Below are 16,987 nucleotides of genomic sequence, written 5' to 3'. Positions count from 1 at the left end.
TTAACTGACAGGACAATTGAGGTAGTTAAAACTAATATCAGTCTCTTGTTTAATGCTACTAATATTTTTCTGAAAAGCAATATGTTTGCTATCAAGAAAAGTTTGTACAGGTGTTTTACCATAGCAATATTTACCCGAGTGAGGTCTTGTTTCGTTGTAAGAACGCAACCAATAATCAACATCGATCTGTAGATCTTCTAAAGAACTATAGATTTTCTTTCTAAAGATGATATTGTAACACTCATCTTGCATAGTTCTATGAAACCTTTCACATATGCCATTAGTCTGTGGAGAGTTGGCTTTAGTTCTAGAATGATCAATGTTTTCTATTCCCAAATAAAGCTGATAAGCGTGATTTTCGGGCTTGCCACAATACTCCGTACCCCTATCAGTTAAAATGCGTAATAATGGAATTTTCTGCTCATCAAAAAATGGAATGACTCTATCGTTGAGAAGATCTGCAGCTGTAATAGCTGTTCTGTCCGTGTAAAGTTTAACCATTGCAACTCTAGAATAAGTATCGACAAAAGTTTGCTGATAAATTCGCCCTATACCTTTGATATTGCCCACATAATAGGTATCTTGAGAACCCAAATAACCTGGATGTTGCGTCTCAATTTCACCATAAGCTTCCCTTTGTTCTTTCACTTTTTCTAAAGCTGCAAGTTGTTCTTCAGTTAAAACAATTCCGTCTTGAGCTACTTTTGTCTCTAGTGCTTTAAGTCTCTTTTTGAGAGTTTCAAGGTCATTTCTGAGCCATACAGACCTTACTCCTCCCTGAGAAATTATTATACCTCTTTTTCTCAGTTCATTTGCAGCTCTTTCTTGTCCATATGCTGGAAATTCTGTTGCTATACTAATCACTGCTCTTTCTATATCGTCGGAAACTCTGTTCGCTAATAGCGATTTTTTCTTACTTATTTCACGTAATGCTTCCTCTCCTCCATTTTCATATAACTCCTTAAAGCGATAAAATTTATCTCTTGAGTATCCCATCACTTTGCATGCTTGAGATACATTTCCTAGTTGCTTTGCTAGTTCTAATAATCCTAGCTTTGGTTTTAATATTTTTGTCTGTATTGTACTCATTTCTAACACTCCTTATTTTCATTATTTTATAACTTACTTTTTTAAAGTGTCAGATCAAGTTCTATCTAATACAGTTTAGATGTAGGCTTTAATATATCAGACTAATGGATAAAGAAGTATAATAAGTTGAAAAGCGCTCTAAGGGAGCTACAGTACTTAAGCTTTTTCCTTGAGCTGTGAAATATCAGCTTGAGAAAGGCCTGTAGATTCAGCTATTAAGTCAACAGACACGCCAGCCTTAAGTAGGTTTTTGGCCACAGCTATTTTAGCTTGTTTTTCTCCCTCTTCCCTACCTTTTTGATGGCCGATTTGGATGCCTTCATGTTTAGCATCATCAAGTTTTTGTTCCAAGATAGCAGCTTCTTTCTGTAAATCCATTACCCTTTCTTCATAAGCTAATAGGTCCTTCTCATTCCAATGGAACTTATCTAATTCATCATATGCTAGCTTTATTATTGGTGATTTTTCTGCTATTTTTCTTAAATCTTCATCAGTTGTTTCTTCTGCATATTTAAAGAAAAATAGCCAACGATCTACTACATTTTCTAGCTGCTCTTCTCTACTTTTGGGAAACTTTGGTAACTCAATGAAGATAAATTGAAAATCTTTTAAGTCATGCTCATTAGTTTTTTCATCTCTTATGGTATGGCTAGATATATAATCAAGCTTATCAGGAAATAAATTACAATTGGAAATAGCAATAAAGAAAACCTTCTTTAAATCAATGTACTTACCACCTTTATCAGCCTGCCTTGAGTAAGCCTTAGCAGCATATAATTGAGCCCGTTTTTCGAAGCCTTTATCACGAGCGAGTTGGTCAGGTAAGGAAGCAGTATTACTACTACCCCCTCCCTTAGAAACGCAGCATGCAGGTTTCCCCACACTACGCTTGAGCCCCTTATCTAAGTTCTTCTTTTCTAGAACCGGCTTGTCCTTCATGATTCCTCAGGAAACATCATTCTTAATGGTGACACCAACAGTAGAGAACCTTCTCTTGAGAAAGAGCTTGCTAACATTCTTGTTCGTTTCACTCTCTCATCAAAATACTTTTTCCATTTTAAGTCAAGGGGATTTGCATCCGCTCTGATTTTAACATGTCGTCTGATAGGTATATCAATCAGCTTAAGCAGTCTTAAATACCGTATCTCTTTTGGTTTGTTCTTGCATATGGGTGCAGCAAAAACCCATTGGCGTTGACCCATTACTTTGAAGTAACGATTCTTTATCCAACGTAATCCTTTACGAGGATGTCTTTTCTTTGCCCATTTCCATAAACTATGCCAAATTTCATTGTCGATCTTTCTAAACGCTTTTTTAGCACACACATGGTGATAGTAATTTCCCCATCCTCTCAGTAGAGAGTTGAGTGACTTAATTACTATAGCCTGAGTGTTCGCTATATTTGCTTTTATCAATGTACGTGCTTTATTAAGAAGTCTTTTAATACTTTCTTTCGAAGGTTTAATAATTAACTTCTTATTATATCTACGTACATTACAACCAAGAAAGTCAAACCCTGTTGTGATAGATGTAATCTTTGTCTTCTCTTCTGACAGAATTAAACCTCGCTCATGAAGAAAAGATGATACTAAAGGCTTAACTTCCTTTTCCAGTACTTCATGTGTGAAACCTGAAATAATAAAGTCGTCTGCGTATCTGATTACATTCACTCCACTTCTGATTTTGTTTCTTTTTCTACTGCCGAGTTTACCAAATCGACTTTCCAATAACTTTTCAAGTCCGTTTAAGGCTAAATTGGCTAGTATTGGAGAAATTATACCACCTTGCGGGGTACCTGCAGTTGTGGGATACAGAGTTTTTGATTCTAGGAAGCCAGCTTTTAACCAACTATGCAGAATTTTTTTCTCCATAGGAATATGCTTCATAAGCCATTCATGATTAATGTTGTCAAAGCATCCTTTGATATCACCTTCAAGTATCCATTGTAGTTGATTACGACTTGCCAGTAACAAATGACAAGCTACTGTAGCATCTGCACAGGATCTTTTAGGTCTAAAGCCATAGGAGTGACGATCACTGATCGTTTCAGCTATCGGTTCCAGAGCAAACAGATATAATGCTTGCATGGCTCTATCTTTTATCGTGGGTATTCCAAGAGGTCTTCTTTTGCCATTAGATTTACTGATATAAATCCGTTTTAGCGGAGAAGGTTTATATCCTCTTTGCTTTAACTGCTTTATTCCTTGAAATTTAGCATTGCAAGTTGACCATAGTTGACGATCTACACCTGCTGTGGTTTTTCCTTGGTTTTCAGTTACTCTCTTAACAGCCAAAGCTTTTCCGCTAAAAGAGCGTGTGAGAAGATGTTGTAAAGCTTTTACCTTACCCCATCTTCCTTCTTGGACAGCCTTAACAATACGTCTTTGTAGCCTCACAATAACTTTCTGGCATTTCTTCCATGGCAATTGCTTCCATGCTTCAAAGCTTTCGGTAGATGCACTTACGGGTTTACTTGTAATCATCTGCTTTCCTACCTTAAGTGGTTAACAAAGTTTCTTGTCACGAGGGACCAAATGGAAGTCTGCTCGTTTTCACGCGAATTAATGTTACAAATTCTATCCATTTCGTTACAAAATGGCATTCGCTTTCTCCATTCTCCTTTACCTGCACTTCCATCAGCATTCCTTGCGGTTTGCTTGCCATGTAGGCGAAAATACAGGCTTACCCTGTTTCTCCAGTCATACAACAGTGGGTTAGGTGGCTTCTCTATACCGGTGGAGTTATTATTTGCGTACATCTAGAAATGAAAAATGTAACTTATCCACATTACCTTTTGGTCAGAGCTTATCAGCATCTTTAGCTCTTTCATCGTATCGGTACTTATAAAGCTTCACTTACGTTCACCATACCACTAGCCTAGCCCTCCAACCACATGATGCTTGCAGTTTATGCCCCTCTCACGATTGAGCATCTTCTTTTTCAAGAGGAGGTTCATTGTCCGCATCGCTTGGCACCAACCGGTTGCCCGATTCGCACTGATGCGTAGACTCAGACGGCAAAACATCTGGTTTAATAAGTTTTAGAATCCTTTCAGTTTCTTTCTGAATGAATTCCTCTCCTTTTAAACAATATGACCGAAGACTTTCAGGTCGCACCATCTCAATCACGTATCTGGCCCCAGTGGAATCTCTGCACAGAACATCGACAATACTCTGCTTATCAGAGGCAATTTCAGGGTCCATAATGGTGCTAAGGAATTCAACTTCTTGTATAGTATTTATTTCAGTAAACCCCAAAATATCATTCAAAAAGTGGATAAGAATATTCTTATTTTTTTCAGTACCAAAAATTTTCTTAAATGTTAAATCAAGCTTAGGATCTAAAAATTTTGAAAGAGCCATGACGAATTAACCTAGAAAGTATTAGTAATTATACATAATTCTGAGGAAATATTCAACTAAAATTCAAACATAGAAAGAAGCATCCCTTTTGTATATCTTTATTTGGTAGTATTAACCTGTATAATATTTATGGCAAATATCTCTATAAGGTACAAAATAGCACAAAAAGTAAGGAGCTGGAGGTTAAAGAGAAAATATACTCTAAAAGACTTAGTAGACAAAACAAGCATAAACTATCATACACTGATAAGATACGAGCAAGGAACATGTGGCATTCCAGTTGAAAAGTTAAAAATCATAGCAGAGTCGTTATCAATTCCTATTAGAAATCTCTTTCCTAGACGAAAAGTACTAAAAGAAAGTAGTTGTTTCGACAAAGCTAAGAACCAGGAAATGTATAATTTTATAGAAAAAACAGGAGGACACAAAGCAATTTATGCATTAACCAAATCTATCCGAGCTGAGGAAGAAAGTAATATAAAAGCAGCAAGAATAAGAATTGCAAGGAATCTAGTTAAGGCAGGGTTTGATAATGACATTATCTATCGAGCAACAGGCTTATCAATTGAAGAATATGCTGATAAAGAGAGATACGAGCCAAACAGAGGACAAGAGATAAAAAAGTGGAGAATAATCAGAGGATATACACAAGAAGAGTTAGCAAAAAAGCTTAATGTAGGGCCCTCGCAAATACATCATTATGAGCAAGGTAGCGTTACTCTTTTAAGTGAAAGGTTGTGGGAGATAGCAAGAGAATTATCAGTGAATGCTGAAGATCTGATAAAGGAATACAAAGAAAATGATTGTAAAGATGGTGAAGGAGAAAATGAATTATTAAGTTTGGCAAGAGAATATAGAAAAATTGACAATCAAGAATCACGAGATGAGCTAAATATATGGGTAGAATTTCTATTGCAAAGAAAGCAAATTTACAAAGAAAAGATTTACAAAACAGAGGAAATGAAAGTTGCAAATAATTTACTCAAGTTAGGTTTTTCTACTGATGTTATTTCTAAAATAGTAACAACTTCTTTTACATAAAGAATTAATTTTCAATTAGATAAATAAGCACATATTAATATCTTTACTTTTTAATGAAAAAATAAGTAAAAAAGATTGAGAAATTGATTTGACTTCACTCGAAAGCTATGGCTCTATGCCAATGCTGATAAAAAACAGCAGTAAATAATTAAAAACAATTTGTTATTAACGAGGAGTATATTTTATGAATAATAGTGAAAAACTTACAGAAGAAATTGAGAGAGTACTACAAAGCGGAGGAGGAAGTGCTCTATTTGATCGTGAGATAGTGTCAGTGCTTCTAGGAGCAGTTCATGACAGAAAGCAAGCACAAGATGTTACTAAAACTCTAATGGATAACTGCCCAGGAATAGGAGAAATTTTGGGACGAGAAATCGATGATCTGAAAATGATAGAAGGAATGACCGAACATGCAGCTGCAGCAATTGAATGTGTAAAAGAAGCTTATAAAAGAGCACTCAGAGAAGGATTAAAGAGAGGCCCAGTAATGGATAGCCAAGAAAAGCTGATAGAGTATGTAAGGGTAAATATAGGCTTTTCAGCAAAAGAGGCTGTCCAGATAATATATTTGGATAAACAGAACCGTTTGATAAGAGACGAAGTGTATTTTGGTACAATAGATGAAGTACACCTGTCTGAAAGGAAAGTGGTAAAAAAGGCATTATCAATGGAAGCAGCATCGATAATATTATCCCATAATCATCCAGGAGGAAGTTTAGAGCCATCAGAAGATGATAAGGTAATGACTAGAGAATTAGTGTCAGCGTGTCAAGGAGTGGGAATTGAGCTAGAGGATCACATTATTATGACAGACAAAGGATATTGCAGTTTTAAGGAAAGAGAGCTGTTATAAACCAAATTTCAATTGCTTGAGAAGTTTGGCTACACAATGAAATATAAAATCAAGTAGCAAAAAGACTTAGTCAAGAATCTGTATTGGAGAATTACAAAATATAAAAGATCTTTGTATAGTTTATATATTAAGTTGTAGTTAAAGAATAAAAGTCCTGATAAAGCTATTCTTTTATTATAAATAGTTGCAGAATATACAAGATCTTTTTATAATTTGCGTATTAAGTTAATCGTAAAGCAATAAATTGCTCTATAGACTTGAATAATATGCTTAATATGAGAGGTTATATGAATACTAAAAAAACAGTATCATTTGATGATACAGATGGAAATACTTATGAGTTAATCATTGATTCTAAAAAGCTACCAAAAGGACTATATAGTGCTATTAGGCGTACTGGTAAGAAAACCCAGCAGTCTGTATTTGTAGATGAGACCGATAATAAACCGAAAATATTTTATGATAAAAGTAGGTTTGAGAATCCTGAAGGTGTGCCTTCCCCTAGCGATGTTTCTGAAAAATCAATCAATCTTGGAGAAGGACGTGGAGTTTATAACAAAAAATCTTCAAATCGTCAAAGTCTAAATCCGTTTATTCCAGCCTTAAGCAAGATAGAGCCAAGTGCGAGTGAAAATGCAAAATTAAGATGGTTTAAAAATGCAGTGGTAAAGGCAAAAAGCGTAGACGAGCTGAACAAAATTGTAGACCAAGCACTAAGTACTGGAATCAGGATAAATGCGTATAGTGAAGGACAGAAGAGTTTTGCTGATACGGTGATATCGAAAATGCCTTCGATCAAATGCAAAGAAAATGAGAAGGAAGACATAATATGTGAATTGATGCTAAATGGAGCAATATTCAGTTACGATCTATTGCAGGATAAGGGAATAAGTGAAATGCATAACAAACTGTATCAAGAGATTCGTCCACAGATAGATGAGTGGCTTAAAGAACTGAGAGAAATCGGTGAAAGTGCTATTGAAAATGAAGGAATCATAGAAGACGTGGAAATGGATAATCAGACGTTTTTTATGAAATTTTCTGAGAATAGTAAGGTAAATATTGCAAGGGTATTGGAAGGTACAAAAAATTTAGGATTAACCACAGGAGAGGTAAAATTAGGAGGTGATGTTATAGAAATAGGAAATAGTAAGGTTGAAGTTAGAAGTGGAAAAGAAGGTGAAAGGGATTACGTTGATGTGTCTGATAATAGTGCTTTTACACTACCGACAATGTTGCAAAAAACATAAAAATAAAACTAGAGAAAACCATTTCTCGAAAACTTCTGTGTCCAGAACCAAGAGTCCGATTTACTTATAGCGCTAATAATCAATTAACCATCGGCTTTAAGGAATGATATGAACATATTATTTCAAGGAAAAGTCATGAGAAACAAGAGATTAGCTATCCAAATTAGCTGTAGCTATGAACCTAATCGGTTAGCAGAACAATGCTTATCAGATGCTTATGAAAAGGTAGTGTCAAAGGAAATAAGTCAAAAAAACTTAAAACATAAAAATGGGATTCAAGGAGGGTCAAATGGTAACAGTATGTTTATATGCGAGAGTTTCTTCGGGGAAACAAGTAGAAGGAAATACGATAGAAAGTCAAATTGCAGCTTTAGAGAAGCAAATTAATCTGGACGGATACAGATTGTTAAGTGAGTATAAATTTATTGATAACGGCTACAGTGGATCTCATTTAGTCCGCCCTGATTTAGAAAAATTACGTGATAAAGTAACAGAAGGTAAAATTGATAAGATTTACATTCATTCTCCTGATCGTTTATCTAGAAAATATGCATATCAAATGGTGCTGATTGAAGAATTTGAAAAAGCAGGAGCAAAAGTGGTTTTTTTAAATTATGAGATTAACGGTAACCCAGAATGGCTTTGTTGCATCGCTACCTATGAAAGGCTAACTATACAAGCAACTTATTGAAAATCTTATTTTTTTGCAGTCAATCTGATCAAATTTAAGAATAGTAATTTATTGTTTGTATTAGTAAATTTAATTCTACTTAAAATAGCTAAAGCATTGAAATTCTTGAATTTTAGCTAGATTAGTGAATGGTAGTAAAATTTCTTTTACTCAAATTTAGATATTCACTGACCGTCCTTACTATAAATGCTAGAATAATAAGCTACTGATATTCTTCATCTTTTTTATCTTTAATCCGCCGTAGATAGCGATGCAACAAAGCCACCCAGAATCTCAATTACTGTTACAAATGCAAGGTATGATAGCAGAATATGAACGTGCGAAAATTATGGAACGAAGTCGTCGTGGTAAAATCTATGCAGCTAACAAAGGCTATGTAAATGTAATGGGAGGAGCTCCTTATGGTTATCGTTATATAGATAAGCATATGGGAGGAGGACAAGCTTTATTTGAGATTAACGAAAAAGAAGCTGATGTCGTTCGTAAAGTATTTTTGTGGATAGGCAGAGAAAGAACAAGTATTGGGGAAGTATGTCGTCGGCTAAATACTATGTCCATTAAGACACAAAAAGGAAAAGAACGCTGGAATAAAGGTACAATTTGGAGTATGTTGAAAAACCCTGCTTACAAAGGACAAGCAGCTTTTGGTAGAAGAAGGTTAGGAGTAAGATTAAAGCAAGTAAGACCACAGAAAGGCTCTTGTGAGCAGCCAAAAAGTAACCACTCTGTCTATCCTGTTGAAAAAGCAAATTGGATTTATATTAAAGTGCCAAATATAGTAGATGAAGATATATTTGATATTGTTCAAGAACAATTAGCTGAAAATAGAAAAGTAGCAAGGACAAGAAAAAGAGGAGCAAAGTACTTACTACAAGGTTTAGTCATATGTAAGCGTTGTAATTACGGATGTTACGGAACTTGCATGAGAAGTAGACGAGAAGAAGAAGGTGGTCATTATGCATATTACCGTTGTAGTGGTAAAGATTCTTACCGTTTTGGTGGTAATAAGATTTGTGACAATAAACCCATTCGCTCAGATGCATTAGAAACAGCTGTGTGGGAAGAGGTTAAGCAGTTATTGAAAAATCCAAACAGGATTTTAGAAGAATACAAGCGTAGGCTTTCAGAACTAAAAAAATCATCATTGGATCAAAAAAGTGACCTGCTAGAGAAACAAGAAAATAAATTAAAACGTGGTATTGCTAGACTTATCGATAGTTATGCTCAAGAATATATCAATCAAGAGGAATTTGAACCACGAATTAAAGCAATGAAACAAAGCTTAAAAACAATTAAAGAAGAGAAGAAAAAGATATTTTATCAAAAGGAATTAGAACAGGAGGTAACTCTGGTTGTGGCCAATTTAGAAGACTTTTCTTCCAATATTACGTTAAACCTTGATAACGCAGACTGGTTAACTAAACGTGATATTATCAGAACATTGGTCAAGAGAATTGAAATTAACCTTGAGGACGTAAATGTGGTATTTCGCGTAAAAGAGCTACCGAACTCTTCTGGACATAATGGAAAGGAAAATAAAAATTTGCAACATTGTCGTAGGTGTATTTGAGATAACATTTTCTACAAGTATTGGTAGCCTAAAAATTGTAGTCTATCATAATGCGGAAAATGACAGTCAAGTAGAAGTCAGAGTAGCAGATAAAGAAATGTGGTCTGAATTACAAAAAAGAAAAGAAACTATAGGAAAAGGCTGCCTTTTTGGAGGAATGACGGTCACAGAAGCAGTAGAAAAAGGAAATTTTCCTAGGAGTGGTAAGTGGAGTAAAGATAAGGTTGAAAAGGCAATTAGTAATAGCGAAACATTATCGTGGGTTGATAAGGTGTGTGGAGGTAGTAAAGAAACTTCCCGGAAACTTTAAACGAGGGGAGGTTTTCTTCCCTTTTTACTTACAACCACAAAATTGCGAACTCTTTATAAGCTAAATTTAAGTTATAGTAAAATAACAGATGTTTATTTCAGTAAAATTGTTACGATATGGCAAATATCTCTATAAGATATAAAATAGCACAAAAAGTAAGAAGCTGGAGATTAAAACAAAAGTATACCCTAAAAGATTTAGTAGAAAAAACAGGCATAAAATATCATACATTACTAAGATATGAGCAAGGAATATGTGGCATTCCAACTAAAAAATTAAAAGTGATAGCAGAGGGATTATCAATCCATGTTAGAAATCTATTTCCTAGGCGAAAAGCGCTAAGAGAAAGTGGTTGTTTCGACGAAAGTAAGATCGAATGGATGTATAATTTTATAGCAAAAACAAGAGGACGCAAGGCAATTTATGCATTAACTAAATCTATTGGAGCTGAAGAGGAAAGTAATGTAAAAGCTGCAAGAATAAAAATAGCAAAAAATATTTTAAAGGCAGGGTTTACTAATGATATAATTTACCGAGCAGTAGGTTTATCAACTGAAGAATATTCTGATAAAGAGAGTATACATTGTACAAGCGAAAACGGAGGACAAGAGATAAAAAAGTGGAGAATAATAAGAGGATATACGCAGGAAGAGTTAGCAAAAAAGCTTAATGTGGGACCCTCGCAGATACATCATTATGAACAGGGGAGTGTGACAATTTTAAGTGAAAGGCTATGGGAAATAGCAGAAAAATTATCGGTGAATGCTGAAGATTTGATAAGGGAAAAAGATTGTTATGAGGATGATGAAGGAGAAAAAGAGCTATTAAGCTTGGCAAGAGAGTTAAAAAAAATTAACAATCAAGAATCACGAGATGAACTGGAAATATGGGTAGAATTTTTATCGCAAAGAAAGCAAGTTTACAAAGAAAAGATTTACAAAGCAGAGGCAATAAAAGTTGCGAATAATCTACGTATGTTGGACGTTTCTATTGATGCTATTTCTAAAATAACAGATTTATCTATTGAGGAGCTTGAAAATTATGCTTTCAAAACTTAATCTGGGTTAAAAACAGCAGTAGTTTACTGACTCATAAATAATATATTAAAATATTAGAGAGAATAGTTATATATTTAATATATCTATACAGAATTTTTCTATCACTTTCTGATTGTCCTCTATCATTGCCTTTGCCTCTTGTTGAAGAGATTTGATATTTTTTGATGTAATGTTATCCATGTCAGCCGACGCTAGCTTCAATTGCGATTGTATTCTTACGTATCTATTGCCTATTACTTGATTCATCTGATAATTTACGCAGTCCAATCCAGAGGCAAACATCACATTTAACAAAGGTTTTATCCAGCCTATTTTTCCAAATCTCTTTGAATTGGCATACTCTATGCTTCTATCTGTTCTTCCAGTACCTATCGATAACAGTAGAATATCATCATTTGGAAATAACCTCTTACCACTTGCATATGCACAAGACGCTGGATTATTAGCAAAAACCCCTCCATCCACTAATACTCTATCTATCTGGTCAATTTTTAGATGTTTTGGTATGAAATAAGTAGGTGCAGCCGTTGCAGCTCTGAGTGCATCTTTCAGCTTAATATTACCTTCTTTCCAGTTTTTAAAGAAAAATGGACGATTATTGTGAATATCATAACTTGTTATCAGTACCTTACTTAATGTGTTTTTTAGAATATCCTCTCCAAAATATTTATCCAGTACAAATTCAATATTTTTATGTGGGTATTGTGTGCAATTAAACCAAGATAATATTGATCGCCTAAAGAATGAAGACTTAAAAATATATGGTCCATATTCCCGATAGAACTCGACTAAATCATTAGCAGAATATTGAGGTTTATCTTTTTTACATAATCCAGCAATAACAATTCCACCAGTTGAGGTTCCTGCCATTAAGTGAAAGATTTCAGCTACCCTCTTTCTTGTTCTTTTTTCTATTTCTGCTAGAATAATGGCTGGTATTATGCCCCTTATGCCTCCGCCGTCAACTGAAAGGATGTATTTTGCCACTGTGAAATTTATTTGTGTTTTTGCTCAAGCTCATTAACTTCTTCAATGAGGTTTTTTACCCGCTCCTCAAGGCGATAAACTGTTTCCATTAGTTCGTGATTTCGTTCTATAAATTGATCATGAATTTGTACTTTTAAATCAAGCTTAGCGAGCCACCAAATTGTTGCTATGGTCTGTATTACTATCGTTACTATTACTGTGATTGGGATTTTTTGCTTTTTCATGTGAAGATATTAACTTGTTATGGATAGTTTTAGAAGTTTATATACAGATTATAGAAAACTTACAGCTTTAGTGATTTCTTTCTATTGATTTGTATCGATCCTCTGCTTCTGCAAGTAGCTTTATTATTTCTCTGTAAGGTTTATCTTTGTTGTGCCTTGATGCCATTACAGCTATTCTTCTAGGGCTTTTTCCATTGCTATCCTTTATGTTAGGATTCGCTCCTTTTTCTAATAGAAACTCAACGATTTCTAAATAGCCTTGATCTGCAGCAGAATGTAGCGCTGTCCATTTAAATTTATTAGTAGCATTAATATCAATACCATCTTCTACTAAAAACCTTACGATTTCTAAACATCCTTCTCCTGCAACATAACGTAATGATTTTTCACCAATACTTATATTATCTTTTATCAAGGATTTCACAGTTTCTAAGTCACAGTTCTTAGCTGCGATTTCTAATGTGGCGCTGTAACTCTCATCTCCTTTTTTAAACAAGGAAAAATATATAACCACAATACACACCGTTAGCACTATAAGAAAAATTAATCCATCAAATTCTCCTTGACGTATAATTGAATTTTTATGAAAAAGCCTTCTTACATTTCTGCTCATGTAGTACTGCAATAATTATACCCATCTAGAATTAAATAACCATTTGCTTAAGTTTCACTTAAACAGCTTTGCTCACTGTTGCTTCTACTATAGTTTGATATCCTCTGTTATTCAGAATATGTTCTGCCTTGCTAATTACCCATTCACCTTCAATTTCCTGACAAAATCCTGAAAGGCTGATCTTAGCTTCTGCAAATAATTCTGGATTACCAGGAACAGTTACATTTAAATTTGATGTACTACGTTTTAATTGTCTTAACTTAGCTGCTGCTGCACTAATTGCTGATTCTGCAGTAGAGTAAAGCGTTTGCAGAGTATAACTTGGACCCTCATTTCCCACTTCCTCTTCTATAGTTTCTCCCTTTTCATAACTGTGCCATTTTGCAATAACAGATCCATATTTGTTACGCACATTAAAATTTACCTCCCAATTTATAACATCTTTAGGTGTAAGTACTGTTGTGCCTAACATCTTTCCAGTTGCTGATCTTGCTTCTCCCTTTGGAATAAAAATTATATATCCTCCTGCTGGTTTTACTAGTGCATCATATTTTTTCCCTAATCCTTCCAAAAAACTCATGTCGCTTTCTTCTGCTTGGATGATATGTGGTACAAATATATTTTCAAATCTTTCAGCGACTTTACTTTCATACCCATGCTTTTGTGCTATTTCTTTAATTAAATCTCCTAAGGTAATGTCCTTCCATTCCTTTGATTTTCTTTCCTTTAATGATCCTCTTAAACTTGCAGCATCACATTTTATTCTTAAAGTTTGTGGTGGACTTTGTATTGTAATTTGATTTGCCTTATATACTCCCATAGGTAGTAAACCTGTTTCTTTATATCCGAGAAAAATTTGTAAATTACCCTTAAGTTCTAAAGCGCTAGAGCTATAACTAATATATATCTCGGCTTCGTCACTTGTAGTACCGGATCCATCAGTTACACGTAGTGATATTAAACTCTTTTTTAAAACCTCTGTTACTGGGTTATTTTTTGCTACTATATCAAAATCTGGTGTCATTCATCTAAAATATTTATAACAGATTCTTTCAATATTCTCTGAATTTTAGGAAGCTTAATTTTTAATCCAGCGGGCAAAAAACTTCCATGTTCTACAAGTCCTGGATTTTCAAGCAATACTTCCTCCACTGCTCCACTACTGTATCCATAATGTTTCCAGCAAATTTCATCTAACATTTCGTTTTCTTTAGTGTAATAATAAATCACTTGCTGTAACTTTTTAACTTCAAAATAAACTCAACTTTTCTTGGTTTTCCATCAGGAAAAAATAATATCTGTTTTTCTTCTACATTAGTAGTGACAAAATTTCCAAGCACATTTCCTGAATTATCAACTAGAACGTGTGGTTCTTGAGTATCACGTATATTTTTTAGCTGTTCTAAGCCATTACTCTGATAATGTGGATAAATCACTCCTGTCAAATCAATACATTCAATTCCTGAGCCAATGTTTTGTAGCGACGTTTTTTCAATACATTCAATTGTATACCACCTTTCTTCTTTAATGTATCTTAGGCTTGTTAGTTCAAGCTTACATTTCCCAAGCAACATTAATGCAACTCTTCAACTATATCAAAAAGTGCTCCACGTGCTTGTTCTCTAAACCTTTCTATTACTGCATCAGCAACACTGCGCACATCTTCAGACTTAATGTTGATATTAAACGTTTGATAGAATGCTTGGTTATATACTTTCGATTCCCTATTTTCATATCTACTTTTCTTGAATGCTTTCTCAACTTCTTCTTGTTCTATAGCTCTTTTTTCTTCTATAACACTTTTAATTTTAAAATTCTCAAAATTGCTTTTGCTATTTTCTGAAAATTGTTTAATAGCACTATTATTTGTCAATGAGGTTCCGTTACTGAAAATGCTATTTTTAGAAAGCTCATTAACAACATTTCCATTATTTTCAAATTTTCTAATCGGACTATTCTCAGCAAATATACTACTTACTGTATTTCCCATCCATGAAAAAGCTTCTCCTATAGGTTTAATGAGTGATTTCCAAAAGCTAGAGAAAAAGTCTTTCACTTTTTGCCAGTTAGTGATAACAAGAGCTGCACCAGTGACAAGACTTGCTACTAAAAGTCCAATCGGGTTACTCATTACAGCAAACGTTATTGCTCTTAGTCCTGTTATTACTGCAGGAAAAACTGTAGCTGATAAAAATGAAAATACTCCAAGTAGGTTTGCTTTCAGACCAAAAATCGTACTTCCTAGCAATGTAAATCCGTATCCTAGTCCTACTGCTGCAATTTTTAAACTTATCAAAGCTGCTAAAGTACTCATGATTGCCGTAGTTAAAGTTGGATGTTTTTCTGCAAAAGAAGCTATACGCTCTGTTATTGTTTTCAAACTTCCAGCTACATAATTTAAAGTAGGTAACATTACTGACCCTAGATTCATGCCAGCTTCAAATACTGCATTTTTAAGTAATTGTAATTTATTAGCTGTAGTATTTGCCCGATTGTTAAATTCGTCCTGCATTGAAGCGTTATATTTTTCTTTATCAGCTAAATGTTCAATAGCTTTCTTGTAAATGTCTAAGCTTCCTACTAAAAGAGCAATGTCATCTTGAAACCCAGCACCAAATAGATTCATAAGAATACCGGCACGCTCTTGATCATCTATTTCTTTTAAAGTTTCAAGAAATTGCAATATTGCCTCTTGAGGATTTTTTTTAATGGTTTGTTCAAGCTCTTCTATACTTGTTCCCATCTCATCTAATGCATCATGAAATTCAGGACTTTGCTCTCTTGCAGTCTGTAGTTTACTAAGAAAGTTATTTATAGCAGTTGCTGCTTTTTCAGGTTGTTTACCTAAGCTTATGAACGCACTTGCTAAGCTACTTGCTTGATCAATTTCTAAACCAAACTGTTTAGCATTACCACCAATTCTATTCAGTGTAAGAACCATTTCCTTAGCTTTGGCAGCAGTATTATCTGAAAGATGGTTTATTATGTTACCTACATTTTCCATACCATCAACTTTAATTCCATAGACATTGGATATTTTCGCAATAGCATTACCAGCTTCTTCTGAAGACATGTCAAACGCTGTGGTCATTTTAGCAACTACTGTTGTAAACTTCATAAGATCATCTTTGTCAATACCAAGTTGACCACCACTTGCAGCTATTTGTGCTAATTCTGCAGCTGACAAGGGTATTTCACGAGATAATTTCTTTAATTCTTTAGCAAACTTTGATGCTTCATCTTTAGTATCATTTTGCACAAATTTTACTACTTTTTTTACATCAGCCATAGCACTTTCAAAATCAATCGCAACCTTGATCGGAGCTGCAAGCGAAAGACCTAGTCCAATAGTCTCTATAATTTGTGACTTAAAATGTGCTTTGCTTGCTAAAAAACTTTGGTGATTACGTATTGCAGACCCAAGCTTACCATACTTACCTTTTAGCGCTTCAACAGATGAGCCAAGTTTATATTGATTACTTACTAATGACTTAATATTTCTTCCACTTTTTCTTACTTCTTCATTAAATGAATGCAAAGCATCTCTCTTTTTCAAATATGCTTCTTTTGCTTTTGTTGCAGAAAACTTAGCTTTATCAAACTCAGCTTTTAAAGTTTTGCTTGGTTTCTCTATTGCTTTCATTTGTTTAGCTAAAGATTTTACCTGATCTTCAAAGCCCTTCCACGACCTCCTGCTAGTCAAAACATCACTACCCAACTGCTTAAACTTTGATACTGATTTTAAAGATGAATCAAGCTTTCTTATATTCTCACCAAGATAAGTAAGTTGATTACTACTGCCCTTTATTACAGTATTAAAACTGCCATCAAGTACCGCACCTATTTTTATCGATAATACTGACATTTGAACTTCCTAGCTAATTTGCTCCATAAAATAAACTCACTAATCTCCATATCAAGAATGTGCTCAACTCCACC

The 16,987-nt window shown here is 34.3% G+C and carries 17 protein-coding genes and 1 pseudogene; 7 read left to right on the top strand and 11 right to left on the bottom strand.

Features of this window, described 5'->3' with window-relative positions:
* The 4 genes and pseudogenes from ABWU56_RS03920 to ABWU56_RS03905 all read right to left on the bottom strand — a co-directional run.
* Entirely contained in the window at positions 1 to 1,089 is a 1,089-nt protein-coding gene (locus ABWU56_RS03920) for an IS481 family transposase (RefSeq protein WP_353281085.1), read from the bottom strand.
* 156 nt (positions 1,090 to 1,245) lie between these two features.
* Positions 1,246 to 2,028, bottom strand: a complete 783-nt coding sequence (locus ABWU56_RS03915; protein WP_353281084.1) for an Rpn family recombination-promoting nuclease/putative transposase — start codon at positions 2,026 to 2,028, stop codon at positions 1,246 to 1,248.
* Positions 2,025 to 3,572 carry a group II intron reverse transcriptase/maturase gene (ltrA, locus tag ABWU56_RS03910; protein ID WP_149168704.1) on the bottom strand — a complete coding sequence of 516 codons (1,548 nt, stop codon included), beginning with the start codon at positions 3,570 to 3,572 and terminating at the stop codon, positions 2,025 to 2,027. The genes ABWU56_RS03915 and ltrA overlap by 4 nt, the downstream gene beginning before the upstream one ends.
* Before the next feature lie 633 nt (positions 3,573 to 4,205).
* Positions 4,206 to 4,451 (bottom strand): annotated as a pseudogene (locus tag ABWU56_RS03905) (PD-(D/E)XK nuclease family transposase); the annotation flags it as partial.
* A gap of 129 nt (positions 4,452 to 4,580) precedes the next feature.
* Here ABWU56_RS03905 and ABWU56_RS03900 point away from each other — a divergent pair.
* The 7 genes from ABWU56_RS03900 to ABWU56_RS03870 all read left to right on the top strand — a co-directional run bounded on the left by ABWU56_RS03900 (position 4,581) and on the right by ABWU56_RS03870 (position 11,224).
* A complete protein-coding gene (locus ABWU56_RS03900) occupies positions 4,581 to 5,492 on the top strand; it encodes a helix-turn-helix domain-containing protein (RefSeq protein ID WP_353281083.1) in 912 nt (303 codons plus the stop codon).
* 184 nt (positions 5,493 to 5,676) lie between these two features.
* A complete protein-coding gene (locus ABWU56_RS03895) occupies positions 5,677 to 6,345 on the top strand; it encodes a RadC family protein (protein WP_353281082.1) in 669 nt (222 codons plus the stop codon).
* Positions 6,346 to 6,632: 287 nt separating this feature from the next.
* Positions 6,633 to 7,595 (top strand): hypothetical protein, encoded by a 963-nt coding sequence (locus tag ABWU56_RS03890; protein WP_353281081.1) that lies wholly within the window; start codon positions 6,633 to 6,635, stop codon positions 7,593 to 7,595.
* A 268-nt stretch (positions 7,596 to 7,863) separates the two neighbouring features.
* Positions 7,864 to 8,286: a recombinase family protein gene (locus tag ABWU56_RS03885; protein WP_353281080.1), complete on the top strand. Its 423-nt coding sequence runs from the start codon at positions 7,864 to 7,866 to the stop codon at positions 8,284 to 8,286.
* 250 nt (positions 8,287 to 8,536) lie between these two features.
* Positions 8,537 to 9,856, top strand: coding sequence for a recombinase family protein (locus ABWU56_RS03880; RefSeq protein WP_353281079.1), 1,320 nt, complete (start codon positions 8,537 to 8,539; stop codon positions 9,854 to 9,856).
* Positions 9,810 to 10,166, top strand: a complete 357-nt coding sequence (locus ABWU56_RS03875; RefSeq protein ID WP_353281078.1) for a hypothetical protein — start codon at positions 9,810 to 9,812, stop codon at positions 10,164 to 10,166. The genes ABWU56_RS03880 and ABWU56_RS03875 overlap by 47 nt, the downstream gene beginning before the upstream one ends.
* A 116-nt stretch (positions 10,167 to 10,282) precedes the next feature.
* Complete coding sequence (locus tag ABWU56_RS03870) at positions 10,283 to 11,224, top strand: helix-turn-helix domain-containing protein (RefSeq protein WP_353281077.1); 942 nt, start codon at positions 10,283 to 10,285, stop codon at positions 11,222 to 11,224.
* 66 nt (positions 11,225 to 11,290) lie between these two features.
* Here ABWU56_RS03870 and ABWU56_RS03865 read toward each other — a convergent pair whose 3' ends face one another.
* From ABWU56_RS03865 to ABWU56_RS03835, 7 genes are all read right to left on the bottom strand, one after another.
* Positions 11,291 to 12,211, bottom strand: a complete 921-nt coding sequence (locus ABWU56_RS03865) for a patatin-like phospholipase family protein (RefSeq protein WP_341818982.1) — start codon at positions 12,209 to 12,211, stop codon at positions 11,291 to 11,293.
* 8 nt (positions 12,212 to 12,219) lie between these two features.
* Positions 12,220 to 12,435: a hypothetical protein gene (locus ABWU56_RS03860; RefSeq protein ID WP_006015629.1), complete on the bottom strand. Its 216-nt coding sequence runs from the start codon at positions 12,433 to 12,435 to the stop codon at positions 12,220 to 12,222.
* A 67-nt stretch (positions 12,436 to 12,502) separates the two neighbouring features.
* The gene (locus tag ABWU56_RS03855) at positions 12,503 to 13,048 is read right to left on the bottom strand and encodes an ankyrin repeat domain-containing protein (protein ID WP_214303457.1); all 546 of its coding nucleotides are present in this window, start codon (positions 13,046 to 13,048) and stop codon (positions 12,503 to 12,505) included.
* A gap of 58 nt (positions 13,049 to 13,106) precedes the next feature.
* On the bottom strand, positions 13,107 to 14,072 hold the full coding sequence (locus ABWU56_RS03850) for a phage late control D family protein (RefSeq protein ID WP_353281076.1): 966 nt from the start codon (positions 14,070 to 14,072) through the stop codon (positions 13,107 to 13,109).
* A complete protein-coding gene (locus tag ABWU56_RS03845; protein WP_264685729.1) occupies positions 14,069 to 14,248 on the bottom strand; it encodes a tail protein X in 180 nt (59 codons plus the stop codon). Before ABWU56_RS03845 ends, ABWU56_RS03850 begins: the two co-directional genes overlap by 4 nt.
* A gap of 26 nt (positions 14,249 to 14,274) precedes the next feature.
* Positions 14,275 to 14,622 carry a phage tail protein gene (locus tag ABWU56_RS03840; protein WP_226079687.1) on the bottom strand — a complete coding sequence of 116 codons (348 nt, stop codon included), beginning with the start codon at positions 14,620 to 14,622 and terminating at the stop codon, positions 14,275 to 14,277.
* The gene (locus tag ABWU56_RS03835) at positions 14,622 to 16,913 is read right to left on the bottom strand and encodes a phage tail tape measure protein (RefSeq protein ID WP_264376466.1); all 2,292 of its coding nucleotides are present in this window, start codon (positions 16,911 to 16,913) and stop codon (positions 14,622 to 14,624) included. Before ABWU56_RS03835 ends, ABWU56_RS03840 begins: the two co-directional genes overlap by 1 nt.
* Between the last annotated feature and the right edge of the window lie 74 nt (positions 16,914 to 16,987).

The organism is Wolbachia endosymbiont (group B) of Horisme vitalbata (assembly GCF_964028625.1).
Lineage (GTDB): Bacteria > Pseudomonadota > Alphaproteobacteria > Rickettsiales > Anaplasmataceae > Wolbachia.
This window is presented reverse-complemented; position numbering and strand designations above follow the sequence as displayed.